Source organism: Afipia sp. Root123D2 (assembly GCF_001425835.1).
Classification (GTDB): domain Bacteria; phylum Pseudomonadota; class Alphaproteobacteria; order Rhizobiales; family Xanthobacteraceae; genus Afipia.
Map to the genome: position 1 here is coordinate 1437755 of NZ_LMDP01000001.1, position 20349 is coordinate 1458103.

Consider the following 20349-nt stretch of genomic DNA (forward strand, 5'->3'; position numbering starts at 1 on the left):
GAGCGGCCTTTTGCGGCCGTCAATATCTTGAAGTGTCATGAAAGGCTTTCGCGCTGATGGCGAATGCAGCAGACAAGCGTCCAACTTTTTATATCACGACCGCGATCGCTTATCCGAACGGCGCGCCGCACATCGGCCACGCCTATGAGGCAATCGCGACGGATGCGCTGGCGCGGTTTCAGCGGCTGGACGGCAAGGACGTCTTTTTTCTGACCGGGACCGACGAACATGGTCTGAAAATGATCCAGACCGCTCAAAAAGAAAACATGACGCCGCTCGATCTCGCGACGCGCAACGCTGCGCGCTTCAAGGAAATGGACGTGCGGCTGAACGTCTCCTTTGATCGCTTCATTCGCACGTCCGAGACTGTGCATCATGAATCGACACAGGAGATCTGGCGCCGGATGGAAGCCAACGGCGACATCTATCTCGATAGTTATGCAGGCTGGTATTCCGTCCGCGACGAGGCTTATTACGCGGAAGAGGAGACCACTGTCGGTGAAGATAAAATTCGCCGCGGCCCGCAGGGCACGCCGGTCGAATGGGTCGAGGAAAAGAGCTACTTTTTCAAATTGTCAGCCTACCAGGACAGGCTGCTGGCGCTGTACGAATCTCAACCGGATTTTATCGGTCCGGACTCCCGCAAGAACGAAGTCATCAGTTTCGTTAAAGGTGGCCTGAAGGATCTGTCGATCTCGCGCACCACGTTCGATTGGGGCGTGAAGGTGCCGAACGATCCCGAGCACGTGATGTACGTCTGGGTCGATGCTCTGACCAATTACATCACGGGTGTCGGATTTCCTAACGAGAAGGACAGCAACTGGCGGTACTGGCCGGCGGATGTCCACATCATTGGCAAGGACATCATTCGCTTCCATGCGGTGTACTGGCCGGCCTTTCTGATGTCGGCAGGCATTCCGGTGCAGAAACGGGTTTATGCCCACGGGTTTCTGTTCAACCGCGGTGAGAAGATGTCGAAGTCGATCGGCAATGTCGTCGATCCGTTCAATCTGAGCGATCAGTACGGCGTTGACCAGCTTCGCTATTTCTTTCTTCGCGAGGTGCCGTTTGGGCAGGATGGAAACTACAATCACGACGCCATCGTCGCGCGCACCAACGCAGATCTTGCCAACGATCTCGGCAACCTCGCGCAGCGCTCCCTGTCGATGATTGCAAAGCAGTATGAAGGGGTGCTGCCTGAGCCGGGCCCGCTTAGCGACAACGATAAGGCGATCCTGGCACAAGCCGACGGGATGCTGGAGCTTGCACGCACCGCCATGACGTCGCAGCAGATCCATCACGCGTTGAACGCGATTTGGGCGGTTGTCGCCGAGGCGAACCGGTACTTCGCCGGCGAGGCGCCGTGGGCGCTCGCCAAGACCGATCCGCGGCGGCAGAAGACGGTCCTTTATGTCACGGCTGAAGTTATTCGCCAGATCGCCATTCTCGCTCAGCCGGCGATGCCGGCCGCGTGCGAGAAGTTGCTCGATCTTCTTGGCATTGCGGCCGATGCGCGCGACTTTGCATCTGTAGGTGGTGCGGTGCGCATCGAGCCGGGCAGTCAACTGCCGCAACCGGCACCGATTTTCCCGCGCTACGTCGATCCTCCGGAAGCAACGGCGGTGAAAAGCTGATGCTCGTCGATAGTCACTGTCATCTCGATTTCCCCGATTTTGCCGATGATCTCGACGGTATCGTCGCGCGCGCGGAGGCGGCCGGAATCGGACGTATTGTGACGATCTCGACGCGGGTGCGGCGGATCGATGCATTGCTTGCGATTACGCAGCGTTTCCCGAACGTCTATTGTTCGGTTGGCACCCATCCGCATCAGGCGGATGAGGAGGACGGCATTTCCGCCGATGAGTTGATCGCGTTGACGCAGCGCCCGAAAGTGGTTGCGCTCGGCGAGGCGGGATTGGACAATTTCTACAAGAACGGGTCCCCGGAAGCGCAGGAGCGTGGTTTTCGCGCGCATATCGCCGCGGCCCGCGCCACCGGTTTGCCGCTGGTCATCCACACCCGTGAGGCGGACGATGCTTGCGGCCGTATTCTCGATGAGGAGATGGACAAAGGGCCGTTCCGCGCGGTGCTGCATTGCTACACCGGCGGGCGCGAGCTTGCGATGAAGGCGGTAGACCTCGGCCTGTCGATCTCCTTCACCGGAATTCTGACATTCAAGAATTCGCAGGCGATCCGCGATATTGCTGCCGAATTGCCGGCGGATCGGATCATGGTTGAAACCGATGCGCCTTATCTTGCACCCGGCAAGCATCGCGGAAAACGAAACGAGCCGTCCTTCGTGATAGAAACGGCGCGGGTGCTGGCGGAGACGCGCGGCGTCACGCTCGATGAAATCGCAGCCCAGACCACCGAGAATTTCTTCCGTCTGTTCGACAAGGTGCCGCGCCCGGACGCGAAAGCGGCATGACGGTTACGCTGACAGTTCTCGGCTGCGGATCGTCCGCCGGTGTGCCTCGCCCCGCATTGGGGTGGGGCGCTTGCGATCCGAATAATCCGAAGAACCGCCGCCGTCGCTGCTCCCTGCTGGCTGAGCGGGAACGGCCGGGTGGGTTGACGCGCGTTGTGATAGACACCTCGCCTGACCTGCGCGAGCAACTCATCGACGCCAATGTCGATCATCTCGATGCGGTGTTCCTCACGCACGAGCATGCCGACCAGACGCACGGCATCGACGATCTGCGCTCTGTGGTGCTGCATCAGCGTCGGCGGATTCCAGTCTATCTCAACGAGTCGACCGCCGAGGACGTTATCCTGCGGTTCTCATATTGCTTTGAAACGCCACCCGGCAGCGACTATCCGCCGATCCTCGACCGCCAGCCGATCGAGGCCGGCGAGACGGAGACGATCGCGGGTAAGGGAGGGGAACTGACGTTCACGGCGTTCCTGCTTCAGCACGGCAACATTCCGGCGCTAGGCTACCGCATTGGAGATGCCGCCTACACGCCTGATGTCAATGACATCCCCGAAGAGAGCTGGCCTGCGCTTGAAAATCTCGATCTTTGGATCGTCGATGCGTTGCGTTACGCCCAGCATCCTAGCCATTTCAGCTTGAGCGATGCGTTGTCGTGGATTGAAAAATTCAAACCGCGCCGCGCCGTTCTGACAAACCTGCACTCCGATCTGGACTATGAGGTTCTGCGCAAAAGCCTGCCGCCGAACATCATCCCGGCCTATGACGGAATCCGGCTGACTGTCGACGTCTAGCAAATAATCCGGCGCTACGCTGAAGAGTAGAATCCCGGGCTATGCCGAGATTGCCTTCGCCGAACTGACCTGATTGCGGAGCATGAACTTCTGAATTTTGCCAGTCGAGGTTTTCGGGATCACGCCAAACACCACGGCTTTGGGCGTCTTGAAGCTCGACAATTGGGTTTTGCAGTAAGCAATGATCTCTGCCTCGTTTGCGCTCGCACCCTGTTTCAGTTCGACGAACGCGCAAGGCACTTCGCCCCACTTCGGGTCTGGTTTGGCGACGACCGCCGCGAACAGCACAGCAGGATGCTTGTACAGCACGTCCTCGACCTCGACCGACGAAATGTTCTCACCGCCTGAGATGATAATGTCCTTGGAGCGATCCTTGATGATGACGTAGCCGTCCTGGTCGAGGACACCGAGATCGCCGGTGTGGAACCAGCCGCCGGCGAACGCTTCCTTGGTCGCCGTCTCGTTCTTCAGGTAACCTTTCATGACGACGTTGCCACGGAACATCACCTCGCCAATGGTCTCGCCGTCGCGCGGGACGGGTTGCATGGTGTCCGGATCGAGCACCGTGATCGCTTCCTGCATGTGATAGGCGACGCCCTGGCGGCGCATGAGTTGGGCGCGTTCGTCGGCGGGAAGGGCATCCCAGCCCGGTTGCTCGGCGCAGACAGAGGCAGGTCCGTAGACTTCGGTCAGGCCGTAAACATGGGTGAGCCTGATGCCGATCTTTTCCGCACCGGCCAGCACGGCAACCGGAGGAGCCGCACCGGCGATCAACCCGACAACCGGCCGTCTATCGGTGCCAGAGGGCGCGCCGGGTGCATTGATGAGCGTGTTGTAGACGATCGGTGCGCCGCACATGTGGGTGACGCCGTGCTCGACAATCAGTGCAAAAATCTTGGCCGGATCGACCTTGCGCAGGCAGACGTTGATCCCGGCCGAGGCTGCGATAGTCCAGGGGAAGCACCAGCCGTTGCAATGGAACATCGGCAACGTCCACAGATAGACCGGATGCGAGCCGAGATTGCCGTCAAGGATGTTGCTTACGGCGTTGAGGTACGCGCCGCGATGATGGGTGACGACGCCCTTCGGGTTGCCCGTGGTGCCGGACGTATAGCTCAGCGCAATGGCATCCCATTCGTCGTCCGGATGGGTCCATGCGAAATTCGGATCGCCCGCTGCGACCGCGGTCTCATACTCGATTTCGCCGATCCGCGAGCCTCCGGCGAAAGCCGCGTCGTCAACGTCGATGACCAACGGCTTGCGCTGTTTCATCAGGTTCAACGCTTCGGAGATCACGGCGGAAAATTCCGGATCCACCAGAAGGATCTTGGCGCCGCCATGGTCGAGCATGAATGCGATGGATGCGGCGTCGAGCCGGATGTTCAAGGCATTGAGCACGGCGCCGGTCATCGGCACGGCAAAATGCAGTTCGTTCATCGCCGGGATGTTGGGCAGCATGGCCGCCACCGTATCGCCACGACCGATGCCGTTGCGGACGAGGAATGACGCGAAGCGTTTGCAGCGCTCATACGTCTGCGCCCAGGTGAAGGTTCGGCCTTCATAGACCGTGCTTGTCATGCCCGGATAGACGCTTGCGCTTCGCTCGAGAAAGCTCAGCGGGGTGAGGGGGACGAAATTGGCAGGCGTCTTGTCGAGCCCGATACTGTACTGGCCTTGCCCGGTGCTCATGACACCCTCCTTAAAGGAAACCGATAGAAATCCATGGGACAGCCGCCACGATAATCAGGCCGATCAGCAGGGCGAGAAGATAACCCCAGATCGGCTTCATGCCGTCCGCGGGGTCCACCCGTCCGATCGCACAGGCAGCATAATAGCCGACACCGAACGGCGGGGCGAACAGTCCAATGCCCATCGCCAGAATAACGATCATAGCATAGTGGACTTCATGGACGCCGACAGCCTTGGCGATCGGAAACAGCAGCGGCCCAAACAGCACGATAGCCGGAATACCCTCCAGCACGCTGCCCAGGATCATGAAGGCGATGATTGAAACCGCGATAAAACTGGCGCCTCCGCCCGGCAATCCGGTCATGGCGGCGGCCAGCGAGCGGGAAAAGCCCGACTGGGTCAGTCCCCATGCCATTCCTGTGGCAGTGCCGATGATCAGGAGAATGGCCCCGGACAACGACGCGGTATCGAGCAGCATCGGCATCAGCCGGCGCCAGTCGAACTGCCGGTAAATCAAGAGGCCGGCGAAGATCGCGAATACGATGCCGATTGTCGAAACCTCGGTCGCCGTTGCGATGCCCTCAACCACGGCCGCGCGGATGACAAAAGGCAACGCCAGCGCCGGGAGTGCGATGATGAATGTCCGCAGGATCTGCTTTGGCGTCGCGCGCTCGACGTGGCTCAGATCCTCGTTGCGATAACGCCACCAGACCAGCGCTGAAAGCGTCACCGCCAACACTAATCCTGGCAGCAGGCCACCGGTGAACAGTGCTGCGATCGACACGCCGGTTACCGAGCCAATGGTGATAAGAACCAGACTTGGTGGAATGGTTTCAGTTTGTGCGCCGGTGGCCGAGAGCAGGGCGACGAGATCGCCCGGCTTCGCGCCGCGCTGCTTCATTTCGGGAAACAGTACGGGTGCGATCGCAGCCATGTCGGCAGCCTTCGAGCCGGAGATGCCGGAGACCAGATACATCGCGCCGACCAGAACGTAGTGCAGGCCGCCGCGCACATGGCCGAGCAGGCTGGCAAGGAAGGCGACCATCGCCCGCGCCATACCGGTCATTTCAATCAGAAGACCGAGAAACACGAACAGCGGGACCGCGAGCAAAATCAGATGGCTCATGCCCTCGTCCATGCGGCCGATCAGCACCATCGTCGGCGTATGGGTCGTCAACACCAGATAGCTGAAGATCGACAGGCCGAATGCAAAAGCAATCGGCACGCCGGCAAAAACGCAGAACGCGACAAGGCCGACGAAAAAGATCACAAGGTTGATGTTGCCGAGCGGGCGCAGCAGCGGCTGTGCAAACCAAAAGGCCGCGGTAATCGCGCCGACGGTGAGCAGTGCAAGGACCACTGTTCGCTTGTCGGCGTCACGAAGCAGCCGCAGAACGGCGAAGACCGCCATCAGGCCAATGCCGACGGGAAGCGCGGCAGCGCGCCACGAGTTCGAAATTTGCAGTGCCGGCGTCGTGATGAAGCTCTCTTCATATGCATATTCCCACGACGGCCAGGCAACCATCAGGAGAAACGCCAGCGCTGCGGCGGTTGCGACAAGATCGAGATAGGCGCGCATGGCGGGGCTGCACTTCGCTACCGCTGCGGTCATGCGCATGTGTTCGCTGCGCCTGAATGCGATGACCGAGCCGAGCATAGCAAGCCAAAGGAACAGGATCGAGGCGAGTTCATCGGACCAGATCAGTGGCGAATGAAACCCGTAGCGCGACACCACACCCGCAAACAGGATGACGATCTCGGCGATCACCAGCAAAGCGGCAGGGATTTCGACGAGACGGCCGAGGATCGAGTCAAGCGCCGCCACCACGCCGCTGCGACCGGGGACCATGATCGTCCCCGCGCCGCCCGGCGTTTCGACTGGCTGTGCTAGTCGTGGTTCGGCCATCGCCGCTGATTAGGCCAGCTTGCCGACGGATTTTTCCAGCAAAGCCCAGGCTTCGTCGCCGTACTTGCCTTTCCACTCGGCATAGAAACCCGACTTGCGCAGTTTCTCGCGGAACGGGTCGACCTTGGGCTGATTGAAGACGAGGCCTTTTGCGGCCAGTTCCGTCTGCGTGGTCGCGTTCAATTTGGCGGTGTCTTCACGTTCCTTCACCGCAGCGGCGTTGATGTGCTTGGCGACAACGGTGCGGACATCCGCCGGCAGCCGCTCCCATGCCCGGCGGTTGGCGAGGAACCAGAATCCATCCCACATGTGGTTGGTCAGCGAGCAGTACTTCTGCACTTCATAGAGTTTCGCCGTCGAGATCAGTGCCAGCGGATTTTCCTGGCCTTCGACGATCTTGGTCTGCAAGGCCGAATAGACCTCGTTGAAATTGATCGAAGCGGGTGCCGCCTCGAATGCCTTGAACATCGAGGTCCACAGCGGTGACACCGGCACGCGGATCTTGAAGCCCTTGAAATCCTCAGGTGTGTTGATGGCCTTGGTGGAGGAGGTCGTCTGGCGGAAACCGTTGTCCCAGATCTTGTCCATCACCACGAGGTTGGCCTTGTTGATCTCCTTGCGCACATGGGCGCCGAGATCGCCGTCCATGGCCTTCCAGACGGTATCATAATCAGGGAAGGCGAAGCCGATGCCGTTGATCGATGCAGCCGGAACCAGCGTCGAAAGGATCAAGCCGGACAACGTGAAGAACTCAACGCCGCCTGACCGGATCTGGCTGAGGACGTCGGTATCTGAGCCGAGCTGGTTGTTCGGAAAGATTTGCAGATCAACGCGGCCGTTGGTCTCCTGCTTGATCGCGGCCGACATTTCCTTGGCGCGCACATTCAACGGATGCGTATCGGGGAGATTGTTGGCGTATTTGTAGACGAATTCGGCCTGCTGGGCGCGCGCAACGAGTGGCGATCCGACGCTTCCCATAACGGTTGCAGCAGCTGAAGCTTTCAGCAGGGTTCGACGCGAAAAGTTCATGGAAGTTCTCCCAGAATATGCATGTTTTGTTCTTGCAGCCCATCATACGAAGCTCGCCATAGCAGGTCATCCATCTTCTTCGATTTGTCAAATCTTCCACGGACTTCGCAGCGACCGCTGCCTATAGGACTGCATCGGTGGAAGCCAGGGATCAATTCGCGGGATGTTTTCTCTGAATTTGAAATAGCTCAGAGGGCCATTTGGATAGCTGGATGATCAGGAACCGAGACCATGGCAAGCCGTTGGGGCGACGAAATCCTGTCGTCGTGGCCCTTGCCGCTATGACACGCGTCTGCTGGAAAACGCTCTGTGGCGCTGTAACTTAAAATCTGCAGCTTGGTACCAAGCTGGCCGGTCCAGGTTGTTTCATGCGAGCCCGTGGCTGCGCGGTCAGGTCTGGCGGTATGTCATTCGGTCGACGGGCACTCAGGGCGCGCGGTGCCATCACGCGATCCCAATTGTCGGACGTGGCGCACGGTCGTCAGGTGAGTGTCCAAGCTCATCGTGTCTGACGAGTGCGCTGGATTTGGCGGGAGGGCCACTGGGATTTCTGTGTCGAGAATGGGCTTTGCTGCGGCTGGCTTTTGCTGCTGTTCTTGAGTCATTTTGGATATTTGTCTCAAAGCTATTGATTCTTTGTGGATAAATATATTCCATAATATACCTTATGCGAATCTGACTTCGCCATGGATCCCAATATTCAGACGCGGCGATCTCGGGATTGTCTGCCACTCCACTTGGCCCTGAGCGAGGTAGCAGCGCGGCCTACCGAGGCGCTGAAGCCGTTCCGGCTTGTTCTATTTCGGTCCAACCATCTGCTTCACGTCCACGTCGCGGGCGAGCGATCCTCCGGTTGGCTTGCGCCAGATTCAGGTCATCCAGAGTTATGGCACTGGGAACGGGTTGCAGCTCATGGAACGCAGTCTCCAGGCCCGGATGGATGCCGGTGTTGGCTGCAATGCTCACGTCATCCGGATCAACTCCAGACCGTCGTCCGACGACACGCAAATAGACGTTCGGCGCTGCGATGCAGATCAAGGCATGGCGGATGGCCCAAGTACCGGTCCTGTTTTATAATCGAGCCATTGCAGGCTGGCTGCGTCGAATTTAATCGGATTGCTCAAATGTCTCCGCAGAATTTCGAGCCGCGTCGCAGCAGATGTATCGGCCGGGTGGCTATGGGACTGGTCGCCCTGCTCGTCTCGGCCACCCTCGCCGCGGCCCAGACCAAGACGGTGGAACGAACGGTCAGGGGGCCCACGGCGAAGGACATCCGCGTCGGCGTTTATCTGAACGTGCAGGCTGACTGCACCACGGGCGTGCTGCCGTCGATCCGGCTGGTCGCATCACCGGCGAACGGCACTGTTAACGTCAAACGCGGCAAGGTGACGGCAACGCATTACAAGCAGTGCATGGCGCTCGAGGTGCCGAGCTTTATCGCCTTTTATCGTTCCAAGGCGAATTTTGTCGGTACCGATACCCTCACCCTTGAGGTGAAATATCCGCAGGGCCGCACTGAACTCCAGCGGATCACCGTCAAGGTGGGCGATGCCTCCGCCCCGTGGGGAAGAAATATCTAAGCTAAGAATCATCGACGAAAAAAAAGCCTGCCGGATGTTCAGTCGGCAGGCTTTCTCGTATTGAAATGGTCGCTCTCTACACCATCATTTGGTGCTCTTGGCCTTGGAACGCGACACGAACGATGTCATTCACGCTCGGAGAGCCATAGCCCTGCAAAGTAGCCACGTCGTGAGCGCTACCCGCAAAATTGCCAGATCCCGTTATGTCGATCTGGATCAGCACATCGTTGTTCGATTGCTGGGTAAGATGAACGTAGCTTCCAATGTTAGTACCACTAGCACCTGTCTCCGCTCCAAGCAGAGATGAAAGGTCGATTACATCATTGCTGCGGAACGTTTCGAGTAAATCAGCGTTGTCCGCTCCGAACTCAGCGAAAATGTACTTATCGTGGCCGTTCATATCGCCGCCAGTGATGGTGTCTTTACCGAGACCACCGTAGAACGTGTCGACACCAGTACCACCGTTGAGATCGTCATCCCCTGCGCCACCATAAAGGAAGTCGTCTCCGTTTCCGCCATTTAGAGTGTCCTTGCCTGAGCCACCGTAGAGAGTGTCGACGCCAGTATCCCCGCTGAGATGATCATCGCCTGCTTCCCCATACAAGAAATCGTTTCCGTTGCCTCCATTCAAAGTGTCGTTGCCATTGCCGCCGAGAAGGTAATCGGTGTCAGTATCTCCATTCAGAGTGTCGTTTCCTTCTCCGCCGATAAGGAAGTCGCCTGAATTGCCTCCGTTTAAGGTGTCGTCGCCGTTGCCACCATTCAGGAAGTCGGTGCTCGTATCACCGCTCAACGTATCGTTGCCGTTCCCACCGTAAAGAGCATCATTCAAGTTTCCGCCATTCATCATGTTGTTGGCGGCATCGCCAATAAGAACGTCCTCATTGGGGCCGGAATTGGTGTCGTGCGATTGATTGCCAGATACTAAGTAAAGATTGTCGCCATTGTTTCCGTTGTTGGGTAGCGGGCCAACAGTATCGTTAGCAACGGTAACGAGCGTTCCGGCATCGTTCAGCGCGCTGAACGCTACATAAGTAAAGCTCGTCTGATGCGTCACCGAGTCCATCGCATCGATGCGATAGAGCGTGAGCGCGCTCAGATGATCTGGATCGCCGGTGATGGTTCCATTCGTTGGGTCGACGGTCAGCCAGTTCGTCGAGGTGCTGCTGTAGACCTGCGTAAACATGTAGCTGAACGTATCGCTTCCGCCGCCGAAGATATCGTCAGCGTCAAAGTGGATCGCTACAGGTTGCCCAGCTGGCGCATTGGCATTGTCGGAGAACGCGTAGTACGGGTTGTCGTTGGTCACGGTGACTGGCGAATACGTCTCCACGTCATCCTTTACTTCAACATCGAAGCTTTGCGTATCGAACAGCGTTCCGTCAGATGCCGTAACCGTGACGTTGTAGTGGTTGTCGAGACCGGCATCATGCGGAGTTTCGAAATCCGGTGCGTTGACAAAGCTAAGAGCACCCGTTGAGGCGTCGACATGGAACAGCGAAGCGTCCGCGCCGCCGCTGATCGTGTAAGTCAGCGTCGGGCTATCCGGATCGGCGGCATGAACTGTCGTGACCGCGGTTGCGTTCTCGAACATCGAGAGTGCAACCAGGTTGTCTCCATTATGAGAATCGATCACCGGCGCGTCGTTGACGGGCGTAACATCGAGATGGAACGTTTGCGAGACGGGCACGGAGTTGTCCTCGTTGCCGTCTTCGACCTTAACCGCGAAGCTCGCCGCCGTTGTGTCCGATCCGTCATGCACGAACGTGACATGGCCGTCCGCAAGTTGCTGGCCGGTGAAGGATAGGGACGCCACGCCATCAAGCTTCACGATGCCATTTTGCTGGTCCGACACAATGAAGGTGACGCCCGAGGCTATGTCGTCCGGATCGGTGAAGCCAAGTTCTGCCGGCTGAATGACGTGTGTGCCGCCCTCACCGACCGATGCATGCAGCGCTCCGGCCAATTCCGGCGCATCGTTCGAGGCCCAAACGTGCAGCGTCACGTTTTGCAATGGGCTGTTGCTGATGCCGTCATTGACCGTGACGTTGATGGTGCGATCCGTCGTTGACGGATTGTCGCTGGTGTTGAGGTAAACGACGCCGTCGAGAATGGTTTGATATACCGCGGCGGCGGCTATTCCCGTCACGATCAACGCGCCTGTCGTTGCATCATAGCTCGACGACAACGAGTGGGCCGTTAGCGCATTCTGCGCCGCCGTGTTGAGTGATAGGTACTCCGCGCCACCATCCGGTCGCGACGAAAGCGTCACGGTCAGGGATGCCATTGTGGTCGAGTCGACGTCGGAGATGGTCGCCTTGTCCATGAACCACTGCGGAAGCTGCTCCACGGCGGTTGCTGTCGCGTCGTTGCCGGGAACATTAGGGCCGCTCAGGTCGATCACCGGCGCATCGTTCGCACCCGTGATGTTGACGGTCAGATACGATGTCACGTCGCCGCCATGGCCATCCGACACGCCGAACTTGAAAATATCGGTAACCTGAACGCCCTCTGGAAGCGCGTCGTATGCCGCATTCGGTGTGTAGGTGTAGCTGCCGTCTGCATGCATTACGAGGTTGCCATACGTCCCATGAGCCGTGGCCTCGCCATTGGTGATGTACTGTGGTGCCTCTTGAGCCTCAGGAGAGACGTTGGCTGCCCGAACGAGGATGACGCTGAGCGGATCTCCGTCGACATCGTGATCGTTCGCCAGGACGTTACCTTTCCCATTCACCGGTACGCTTCCGGCGTCAGTGGCTGATGTCTCGATCAGACTGACGGAATCCGCCATCGGGGTCGGCGCGTCGTTCACGTCAGTGACGGTGATAACGGCGTGAGCGGTATCTTCCGAGAAGGCTGTCGTGCCGCCCCGGTTCGTGACATTCGCAACGTCATGAAGCGTTCCGGATGTCTGATCCCACGCCAAGTAGTCGAAGCCCGCAGTTGTGCCGTGAATTCCATCCGGCACGAAGCGAACGAGATCGGTTCCGCTCAACAGCAAGGCCGACGTGATCGAATGGCTGCCGATATCGGTCCAGTGTGCGCCGCCGTCGGACGAATACTGCCACGCGCCGTTGCTCGTGTCGGTATGCGTAATGGCAATCCCCTGCACCGCGCCATGGTCGGCGTCGGTAACCGATGCACCGAGGATCGATGCGACAGTCTGACCGTTGTTTGCGACTGCATCCTCGTCGATCGACGTCAGGGTCTGCGTCGGAACGTAGTTCAGCGTCACGTTGTCGAAATTGACCTGAACCTGCTGCGGGAAATCGCCGCCACTGCCAAATTCCTCGAGATTGGCGACTTCGATCCGCAATGGCTGGCCGCTGAGCGAGTTGTCGACCAGGCCTTCGATCTTGACGAGGGTCCAGCTGTAGCCGTCCGTCGTCGTGTGCTCAACGATCTGTTCGGCGATCAGGGGCGCGCCGGCATAGAGCCGCACGGCGAAGTCGGGCATGCCATTGAGATTTGAATCGGTACGATCGCCGACCTCGATATTGAGTTCATAACGTCCAAGGTTGGCCGCGCCGACGACTTGCGTCGCGACCTGGCCGTCGTTGAGCCAGAGCACATTGTTGCCGTTCTCGGCAGGCATTGTCAGAACGTTGGTGCTGCCTCCCGCCCCGTTGGGTGCCGGATTGAACCAGCCGCCATACGATGGACCGGTGACGCTCCAGCCTGAGGGCGAGCCGTTCGTGTACTGCCCTTCGGAACCGAACTGGTTGTACGAGGTGTCGGCTTCGAAGCCAGCATTGACGACGGTCTCGTGCGTCTGAGTGATCACCGGCGCATCGTTGGTGCCGGTGATGCGGATGGACACAGGGATGGTGTCAATGGCGCCGTGTTCGTCGGCGACCTGGATGGTAAAGGTCTGAGGCGCACTCTCCTCGCCGGCTGCGAGCGCACGCGTTGCGGCATTGTCGTCAGCCGTGAAGTGCCATGCGCCAGTCTGATCCACCGTCATGGTGCCGTAAGGCGACGCACCTCCTGCGACGGACCACGTCAACGTGTGGTTGGCGTCGACGTCGATTGCCGTGAGCTGGCCGGAAGCAACCGCCAGCAGACCGTGGGTTTGATCCCAGGTATGGGCGGCAGTCGGATTGTCCGCCTGCTCGCCGCTATAGATCGGCCGGCCGGACAGGCCGGCATCCTCGACCTGGTGCAGCAGATAGTCCCGCAGCGCCGGATTCGCTCCGAACTTGTCGTCAATTGATGGCAGATCAAGGTTGCCCAGCAGATTGTCGTGCAGCGACTGGCTACGATCGGCGATGCCATCGTTGGTGTCCGCATTAAACTTGGCGATGGTGTCCAGCAACGGTTGCCCGCCATTCTGGATGTACTCGGCATAGACCAGCCCCAGCAGCACCGAGGCATGGTTCACCGGCGTGTTGTAGTACTGGTAGTTCTCGTCGAGATAATCCCACACCTGCGCGATGGCGTCGGCGAAGGTCGCGCCCCCTCCCAGACCGGTCTGGACGTTGGTGACGATCACCTTCATGTCCGCGGCCGTATCGGGGCTCGGTCCGGCCGGGATTCCGAGGGCTGCGGCAATCTCGGTATCGAGGTTGGCTGTGGGCTCGAAGGTGTGGGTCGCGTCCGCCTGCTGGACGTTGTGGAGCTGCGTGCTGATGGGCGCCGTCAGGACGGATGACGTGATCTCCGGCGCATCGTTAGTGCCATCGATCGTGATCGTGACCTGGCTGGCCGTCGACGTGTTGCTGTTGTCCGTGACAGTGACCGTGAAGGTCTCGGTGCCATGGGTGCCTGCCGCGAGCGCCTCAGTGTCCGGACGGTCGTTGTCGAGTACATAGGTCCAGTGGCCAGACGCATCGACGGTAAACGTGCCATAGGTGCCGCTCTGCGTACCCGCGGTCCAGGTCAGCGAACTGGAGTCGGCATCGGTCGCGGTCAGCGTGCCGCTGACATGGGTCGCATAGCCATGCTCCGCATCCCAGGCGTGGGCGTCATGAACACCCGACGAGCCTTCGCCGCCGCTGGCATAAGGCCGATCCAGCAAGTTCGGATCGACGCCCGTGATAAGCGCCTCGAGCTGGTCGTGCAGAGCACTGGTCCCGTAACGTTGGGTCAGCGCATCGGCGCCCAGGTTGCCGAGCAGGTTGTCGTGAAGCGACTGCAGGCGATCCGGCGCGCCACTGAGGTTGGCGTCGGCCGTGTACTTGCCGATCACGTCGACCAGCGGCATGCCGCCATTCTTCAGATAGGTCGCGTACTCGACGCCAAGCCGCGTGAACGCCTCGTTGATCGCGGGCACATCGGTCGGTGCGGCGGTAACGTAGGCGTCGTTGAGATGCTGCCAGACGGTAGCGATCGCCGTGGCGAGATTACCGCCCTGCTCGGCCTGAACTGTTGTCAGTACATTGTGCAGGTCGGACGGATGGTTCTCCAACGTCGCCAGGGCGTCAGTGACGTTGAGCGTCAGCAGAGCCGCCGCCACTGTCAACGTGCCGCCAAGTCCCGCCTCGTCAACCGGCGGCAGGTCGCCTGCCTCGGTCACCGACCCGAGCGCGCTGCTCGTGATGATCGGCGCATCGTTGCTGCCGTGCAGCTTGATCTGCACGACCTGGGTGTCGAAGCCGCCGTGACCGTCGGAGACCTGGATCGTGTAGTTCAGGACAGACTCCCAGCCATTCGGCAGGAAGTTGAACGCCTCGCCGTGCGAGTCGAAGGTCCAGGTCAGCGCGTCGGTGCGTGCGCCATTGGAATCCAGGACTGGATCCGGAGCGACCGTCAGCATGCTCAACAGAGTGGCATTGTCGTAGAGATGTTCGATACCCGAGCCCCCGGCGCTGACGGACAGAACCGTGGCGTGAACTGTATCGAGAGTATCCACATCGGTGACGGTCAGCGTTCCCTGGGCCGAGAGGCCGGCGTTTGTCTCATCGATCATTCGATAGGCGGAATCCCCGTTTCCGACCGTGATGATGGGAGAGTCGTTGGTGCCGACAAGCTCGATGGTGACATCGCGATAGGTTGTCTCACCATGATTGTCCTGGACCGTGATGCGGAAGGTTTCGGTCTTGTGCTCTCCCGCTGACAGCGGGTTCAACGCCGCATCAGTGACGTGATACTGCCAGGACACCACGCCGGCACCGTCGCCGATGGTTTCCTGAGTCACCGACGCAGTGACATGGCCGATATAGTTCGAGCCGGCAGGATAGGGCTCGGCCGATACGATCGTGTGAGTATCGCTCTGATCCGGATCGTACAGATGGAACGTGCCGCCGTTGTACCCGCCATAACCCGGCGGGGCATCGAAGATGGTACGATCGTCGGTCGAGCCGGCATGCAGGTCGGTCTCCGCATATTCGGTCATCGTGCCGCCATCGGGTGTACCCTCTGACGTGCCGAGGCCGTCATTGGTGCCGGTCACCGTGACGAGAATTTCCCTGGTTACGGTGTCGCCATCCCCATCCGTCACCGTGAACGGAATATGCAGCGTGGCCTGCTGGTCTTGAGACAGGCCATCGAGTGCCCAGCCCGGCTGAATGGTTACAGTATGACCGTCGGGATTGAGCGTGATCGATGGCAGTCCAAGGACAACTCCATCAGGCAGGCCTGAGACATAGGCCGTTCCGAGAACTGTACCGTCTGCATCGTTCGCACCATCTGCGCCATAGGCGTAGTGGCCAGCCAGATCAAGGGTGACTGTCTGCTTCTCGAACATCGCAGCGTTAAAATTCGCGGCGGTCGGCGCGTCGTCGTTGATGTCGAGCTGGATGTGATTGGTCGCGGTATCCCCGTCGCTGTCGGTAACGGTGAAGCTGATCCTCATCCGCAGCGGATCTTGCGCCCCGCTCTCGTTGACATCCGGATGATCGATCGGCGCCGATTGTGTGAAGCTGTATTCCCCGGTTGCAGGGTTGGTCACCGTGATGACGAACACAGAGGTGCCGTCGGCAAGTGCGCCGGTCAGCGTCAGGTGGTCGGTCGATTCCGTCACGATCACCTGCTCGCCACCGGATGTCAGGGCAAGGCTGGTGAACGGCGTTGCATCGCCATCGGCGATATTTGTTCCGAAATCATAATGGATCGCCGTCACCTTGGCGCCATCGGCGCCCGGGCTGAAGTGGAAGTGGTCGGTCGTCGTCTGCTCATGGAAGCTGCCGTTGGCGTCGGCCGTTTCCTGCACCACCATCTTGCTCAACGACGCTGTCGGCGCGTCGTCAACGATCTTGACGGTGAACGAACCGGCAATCACGTCACCATCGCCATCCGTCGCTGTATAAGTGACAGGAACCGACAGTGTGTTGGTGCCGTCGTTGGCCGGACCGTGCAGCAGCGTATTGTCCAGCAGGGTGAATGTGTAAGTCCCGTTGCTGTTGAGGGTCACCGTCCACGCACCGTCCGAGGCGGTGAGCGTGTGAGTTGCACTATTCCAGCTGGCTCCTTCCGCGGACAGGACGACGTTGCCGCCGTCAGAGCCCAGATCGATGTTGAGGTTGCCGTTCGTGCTCAGTGCCTCCTTGGTGGAGTCGTTACCCGTCGGTAGGTCATCCTCGTTCAGGGTCAAACCAGACGTTACCGTACCGACCAGCTTTGGCCCATCGTCGCGGAACTGGATGTTGTCGCCGATATCGGTCGCTTGCGTGACGATGTCACCGTCATGGTCGGTCACCGTCACCACCGCCGACAGCTTGCCGGTCAGGTCGACGGAGTCGTTCGAGGTGGTGTCGTCGTTGTGATGCAGCGACAGATACTGCGCGACGCTGACGCGGCCGGACTGGTCGATCGTCACCGCGAAGGCGGCCTCGCCGGTCTCGCCGTCGACCCGGCCGACCACCAGCGTGTCGCTGACCTGATACAGGTAGATCGAATGGCCGTCGGTCGTCGTCAGGCCGGAATCGAGAGCGTCGATGTGCAACGACAGCGCCTTCGCGCCCGTATCGTCCGCTCCGGTCGTTGTTGTGGTGCTGACCAGGTTGTCGCGGGCATAGACCGGCCCGGACATGTCGGGATCGGAGCCGCGATTGCCGACCTCGTCGAACAGGTGCCGGACGCTGTTCGACGAGGTGTTGTCGCCGTTGCTGTTGCCGCCGGTCTCGTCGATGGTGACCGCGCCGCTCGCATTGATCGTCGCCACCGGGACATCGTCCTGGATCTCGATCGTGAACTTGCCTGCCAGCGAGATATGGTCGCCGTCGCCGTCGGTCGCGGTGATCAACGCGCCGAAGTCAATGGCGTCGATCGAGCCGCCACTGGTTGTCAGAGCGAGGTTGTGTTCGCCGCCGCTGACATGGTCGAGCTGGTCGAACTGCCGGAACTCGTAGCTGCCGTCGCTCTTCAGCGTCAGCGCCAGCACCGGGCGGTCGAAAATCGGCTGGTCGACGTAACCGACCAGCGTGTTGCCGATCATGGCATAGTGGACCGTCTGCCCCTTCGAGGTCAGTCCGAGTGCTTCCATGGTCGCAGCCGCATCGGCGGCAAAGCCGAAGCCACCGCCGGCATGGGCGCCGTCAGCGCCGAACGCCACCGTCGTCGCCACCGTGCCGCTGAGATAGGCCGGTCCGCCGAGCGCAAACCCGAACAGCCCTGACAGGAACGACGCCAGCGGACCGCCGGTGTCTGATCCGTCACCGGCGCCGTCGTTCGGGCTCGAGCCCGTCGACCACAACGTCTTGATATCGCCCTCGTCCACCGTCCGTGCTTCAACCGCGCCCGATGAAGCAGGTGCATCGTCATTGATTGCGACGCTGAACGAGCCGTTCGCGATGTCGCCATCAGCATCGGTGGCGGTGAAGCCGAAGTCGATGGTGACGTCGTCTTCGGAATCGATGACCGGCTGATCGATCGGCTGCAGCAGCGTGAAAGTATAGGAACCGGTATCGCTGGTATCCTTGAGCTCGACTTTGAAGACCCAGTTCGATTGATCGTCCGCCGGTGCCGCACCGGTGTAGCCGATCAATACGGACTGATCGCCAACCGTCATCAGATGATAGTGCACGGCCTGATCGTGCGATGTGATGGACGTGCCGTCCTGAGCCTTTACCTCTCCACCCTCGGAGACGCCATTGAAAGCCAGTGAGCGGTTTGCGAGCGAGCCGCTGTTGTTGTCGTCGGCTCCCCATGACACGCCGAGAAAACCATTGAAGGTGAGACTCTCTGTGCCCTGGTTTGCGCCATAAGTGTCTCCCGGATTGCCGTTATCGAACCGATCCTCGGCAACCTGACCGTTTTCGATACCCTCAACGCTGATCGTCGGAGCGTCGTCGCTGACAGTCACGTTGAACGACCCGGCAACAGAATCGCCGTCGCTGTCGGTCGCGGTGTAGTGGAACGTCAGATCGAGCGACGCCAGATTGATCTGCTGCTGCTCACCCGATGTGCCGACGTGATCCAGCTCTTGGTATTGCGTGAAGACATAGCCGCCATTGTCGGTGTCGCGCAGATCGACAGTGAAGACGATGTTTCCTTCATTCGGGCCCTCATCGCCGCCGCCGGTAAATCCGATAAGGCGGGTACCGTCGTTGCTGAGTTGGAACTGGATCGGCTCTCCGTGTGAGAACAGACTGTTCGTCAGCGAACCTTCACCATTCGACAGCTCAACGGTTGCATTGGTGAAAACCAGCGAACGATCGCCGGTCTGGCCGGTTGTTGCCGAAATGCCGCCGTTCTCGTGCGCATTGAAATGATCAGCGCCCCAGAGGATGCCTAGCGTGCCGCCGCGCACGGACGTGCCGCCATCAGGATCCTTCAGGTCGGCGTGCGGGACGATTAATCCGCCCTCCGAGCCTTCTGAACCTTCCGAGCCTTGAGTCGTGAGCGGTTGATCGAAGCCGTTCGGATTGGTTTCGGGCGAATCGTCATTGACGTTGACACCAAACGCCGACGTGACGGTCCCGCTCGCGTTGCTTGCAGAATAGGAGATGGTGAGATTGAGGGTATCTTCCGTATTTGCGCCCGAATGATCGAGCGGACGCAGCAGCGTGAACGTATATTCGCCTGTGCTGGTGTTGAGATCGAGAGAAATTTCGAAAACGTGCGAGCCAGCGACGTTCGGATCGTTGCCGACAAAACCAACAATGGTCGGAGTGCCGCCTGCCGGATTTGAAATCAACAGGTGAATCGTTTCCCCGCCTGAGGTCAGCCCCGCGAGACCTGGCTGACCGGCAAGAAACGCCAGCGACGCACCGCTGACGCCCACCGATCCGAAATCGATGTTGAGAGATCCGGTGACACTGGTGGCGTTGCCTGGCGCGTCGTTGGGGCCGCCCACCAAACCGTCGCTCAAGCCTTCGTCGTCGACATTCCCAGCCGTTGCCGTGCCAAAGGTGATGCCCGCAAAACCTGTCTCGGTCGTACCAAATTGCTGATCGCCGGACGTCTCGTCACCCAGCAGCGCAAGCGGTGTGCCACCTGGTCCAAGCGCGCCCACCTGCGCGTCGTGAAAATCGGCACCTCCGGCTGGCCCACTATTGCCCGCCGCCGGCAGGATCGATTGATCAGTTGAAATCGGAAACAGTGCGGCGAATTGTTCGCCATTGAGAACGCGATCACCGTCGACCTGAAAGCCGACGTCTGTCAGCGGATTGCCGGTGGCGGAATCAAATACCGGATCAACGGTCACCGTCGACTGGTTGTCGAACAGAACGATGAGCTTCTCACCGACCTTTACGAAGGTCAGCTTTTCGCTCGCGATGTCGCTGAGATCGAGCCGTGTGTTGCCGTCGAGATGAAAATTGAGCGCCTGACCGTTGGCTGGCTTTTCAATCTTGAGGGTTTTTGGTTCGGGTGATGGTGTCTGAACAGATCCCGAGAGCTGCGCCAACAACACAGGTGCGTTCATCGCAATATCCTCAAAAAATGCCTTTATCGAGCAGCAGCAAAAGCCGCCCTAATTCGAATTAAGGTATTATTAAGGATGGAAATTCGTCAAGAATTGAATCGAGTTTTCAGCGCAAT

At 59.6% G+C, this 20349-nt stretch carries 8 protein-coding genes; 4 read left to right on the forward strand and 4 right to left on the reverse strand.

What is annotated here, in order from left to right:
- Positions 1–56: 56 nt before the first annotated feature.
- The 3 genes from metG to ASC80_RS07080 are packed head-to-tail and all read left to right on the forward strand — an operon-like array spanning position 57 to position 3225.
- The gene (gene metG / locus ASC80_RS07070; protein WP_056294370.1) at positions 57–1634 is read left to right on the forward strand and encodes a methionine--tRNA ligase; all 1578 of its coding nucleotides are present in this window, start codon (positions 57–59) and stop codon (positions 1632–1634) included.
- Positions 1634–2428 carry a TatD family hydrolase gene (locus ASC80_RS07075; protein WP_056294373.1) on the forward strand — a complete coding sequence of 265 codons (795 nt, stop codon included), beginning with the start codon at positions 1634–1636 and terminating at the stop codon, positions 2426–2428. The genes metG and ASC80_RS07075 overlap by 1 nt, the downstream gene beginning before the upstream one ends.
- Positions 2425–3225 (forward strand): MBL fold metallo-hydrolase, encoded by an 801-nt coding sequence (locus ASC80_RS07080; protein ID WP_056294375.1) that lies wholly within the window; start codon positions 2425–2427, stop codon positions 3223–3225. The genes ASC80_RS07075 and ASC80_RS07080 overlap by 4 nt, the downstream gene beginning before the upstream one ends.
- Before the next feature lie 39 nt (positions 3226–3264).
- On the opposite strand, the gene ASC80_RS07085 is transcribed toward ASC80_RS07080, so the two are convergent.
- From ASC80_RS07085 to ASC80_RS07095, 3 genes are all read right to left on the reverse strand, one after another.
- Complete coding sequence (locus ASC80_RS07085) at positions 3265–4914, reverse strand: acyl-CoA synthetase (protein WP_056294378.1); 1650 nt, start codon at positions 4912–4914, stop codon at positions 3265–3267.
- 10 nt (positions 4915–4924) lie between these two features.
- The gene (locus tag ASC80_RS07090) at positions 4925–6763 is read right to left on the reverse strand and encodes a TRAP transporter large permease (RefSeq protein WP_056294381.1); all 1839 of its coding nucleotides are present in this window, start codon (positions 6761–6763) and stop codon (positions 4925–4927) included.
- A gap of 66 nt (positions 6764–6829) precedes the next feature.
- The gene (locus ASC80_RS07095; RefSeq protein ID WP_056294384.1) at positions 6830–7849 is read right to left on the reverse strand and encodes a TRAP transporter substrate-binding protein; all 1020 of its coding nucleotides are present in this window, start codon (positions 7847–7849) and stop codon (positions 6830–6832) included.
- 1124 nt (positions 7850–8973) lie between these two features.
- Here ASC80_RS07095 and ASC80_RS07105 point away from each other — a divergent pair.
- A complete protein-coding gene (locus tag ASC80_RS07105; RefSeq protein WP_056294389.1) occupies positions 8974–9429 on the forward strand; it encodes a hypothetical protein in 456 nt (151 codons plus the stop codon).
- A 76-nt stretch (positions 9430–9505) separates the two neighbouring features.
- Here the strand turns inward: ASC80_RS07105 and ASC80_RS07110 are convergent, their stop codons facing one another.
- Entirely contained in the window at positions 9506–20233 is a 10728-nt protein-coding gene (locus ASC80_RS07110; protein WP_056294392.1) for a DUF5801 repeats-in-toxin domain-containing protein, read from the reverse strand.
- Positions 20234–20349: the final 116 nt, after the last annotated feature.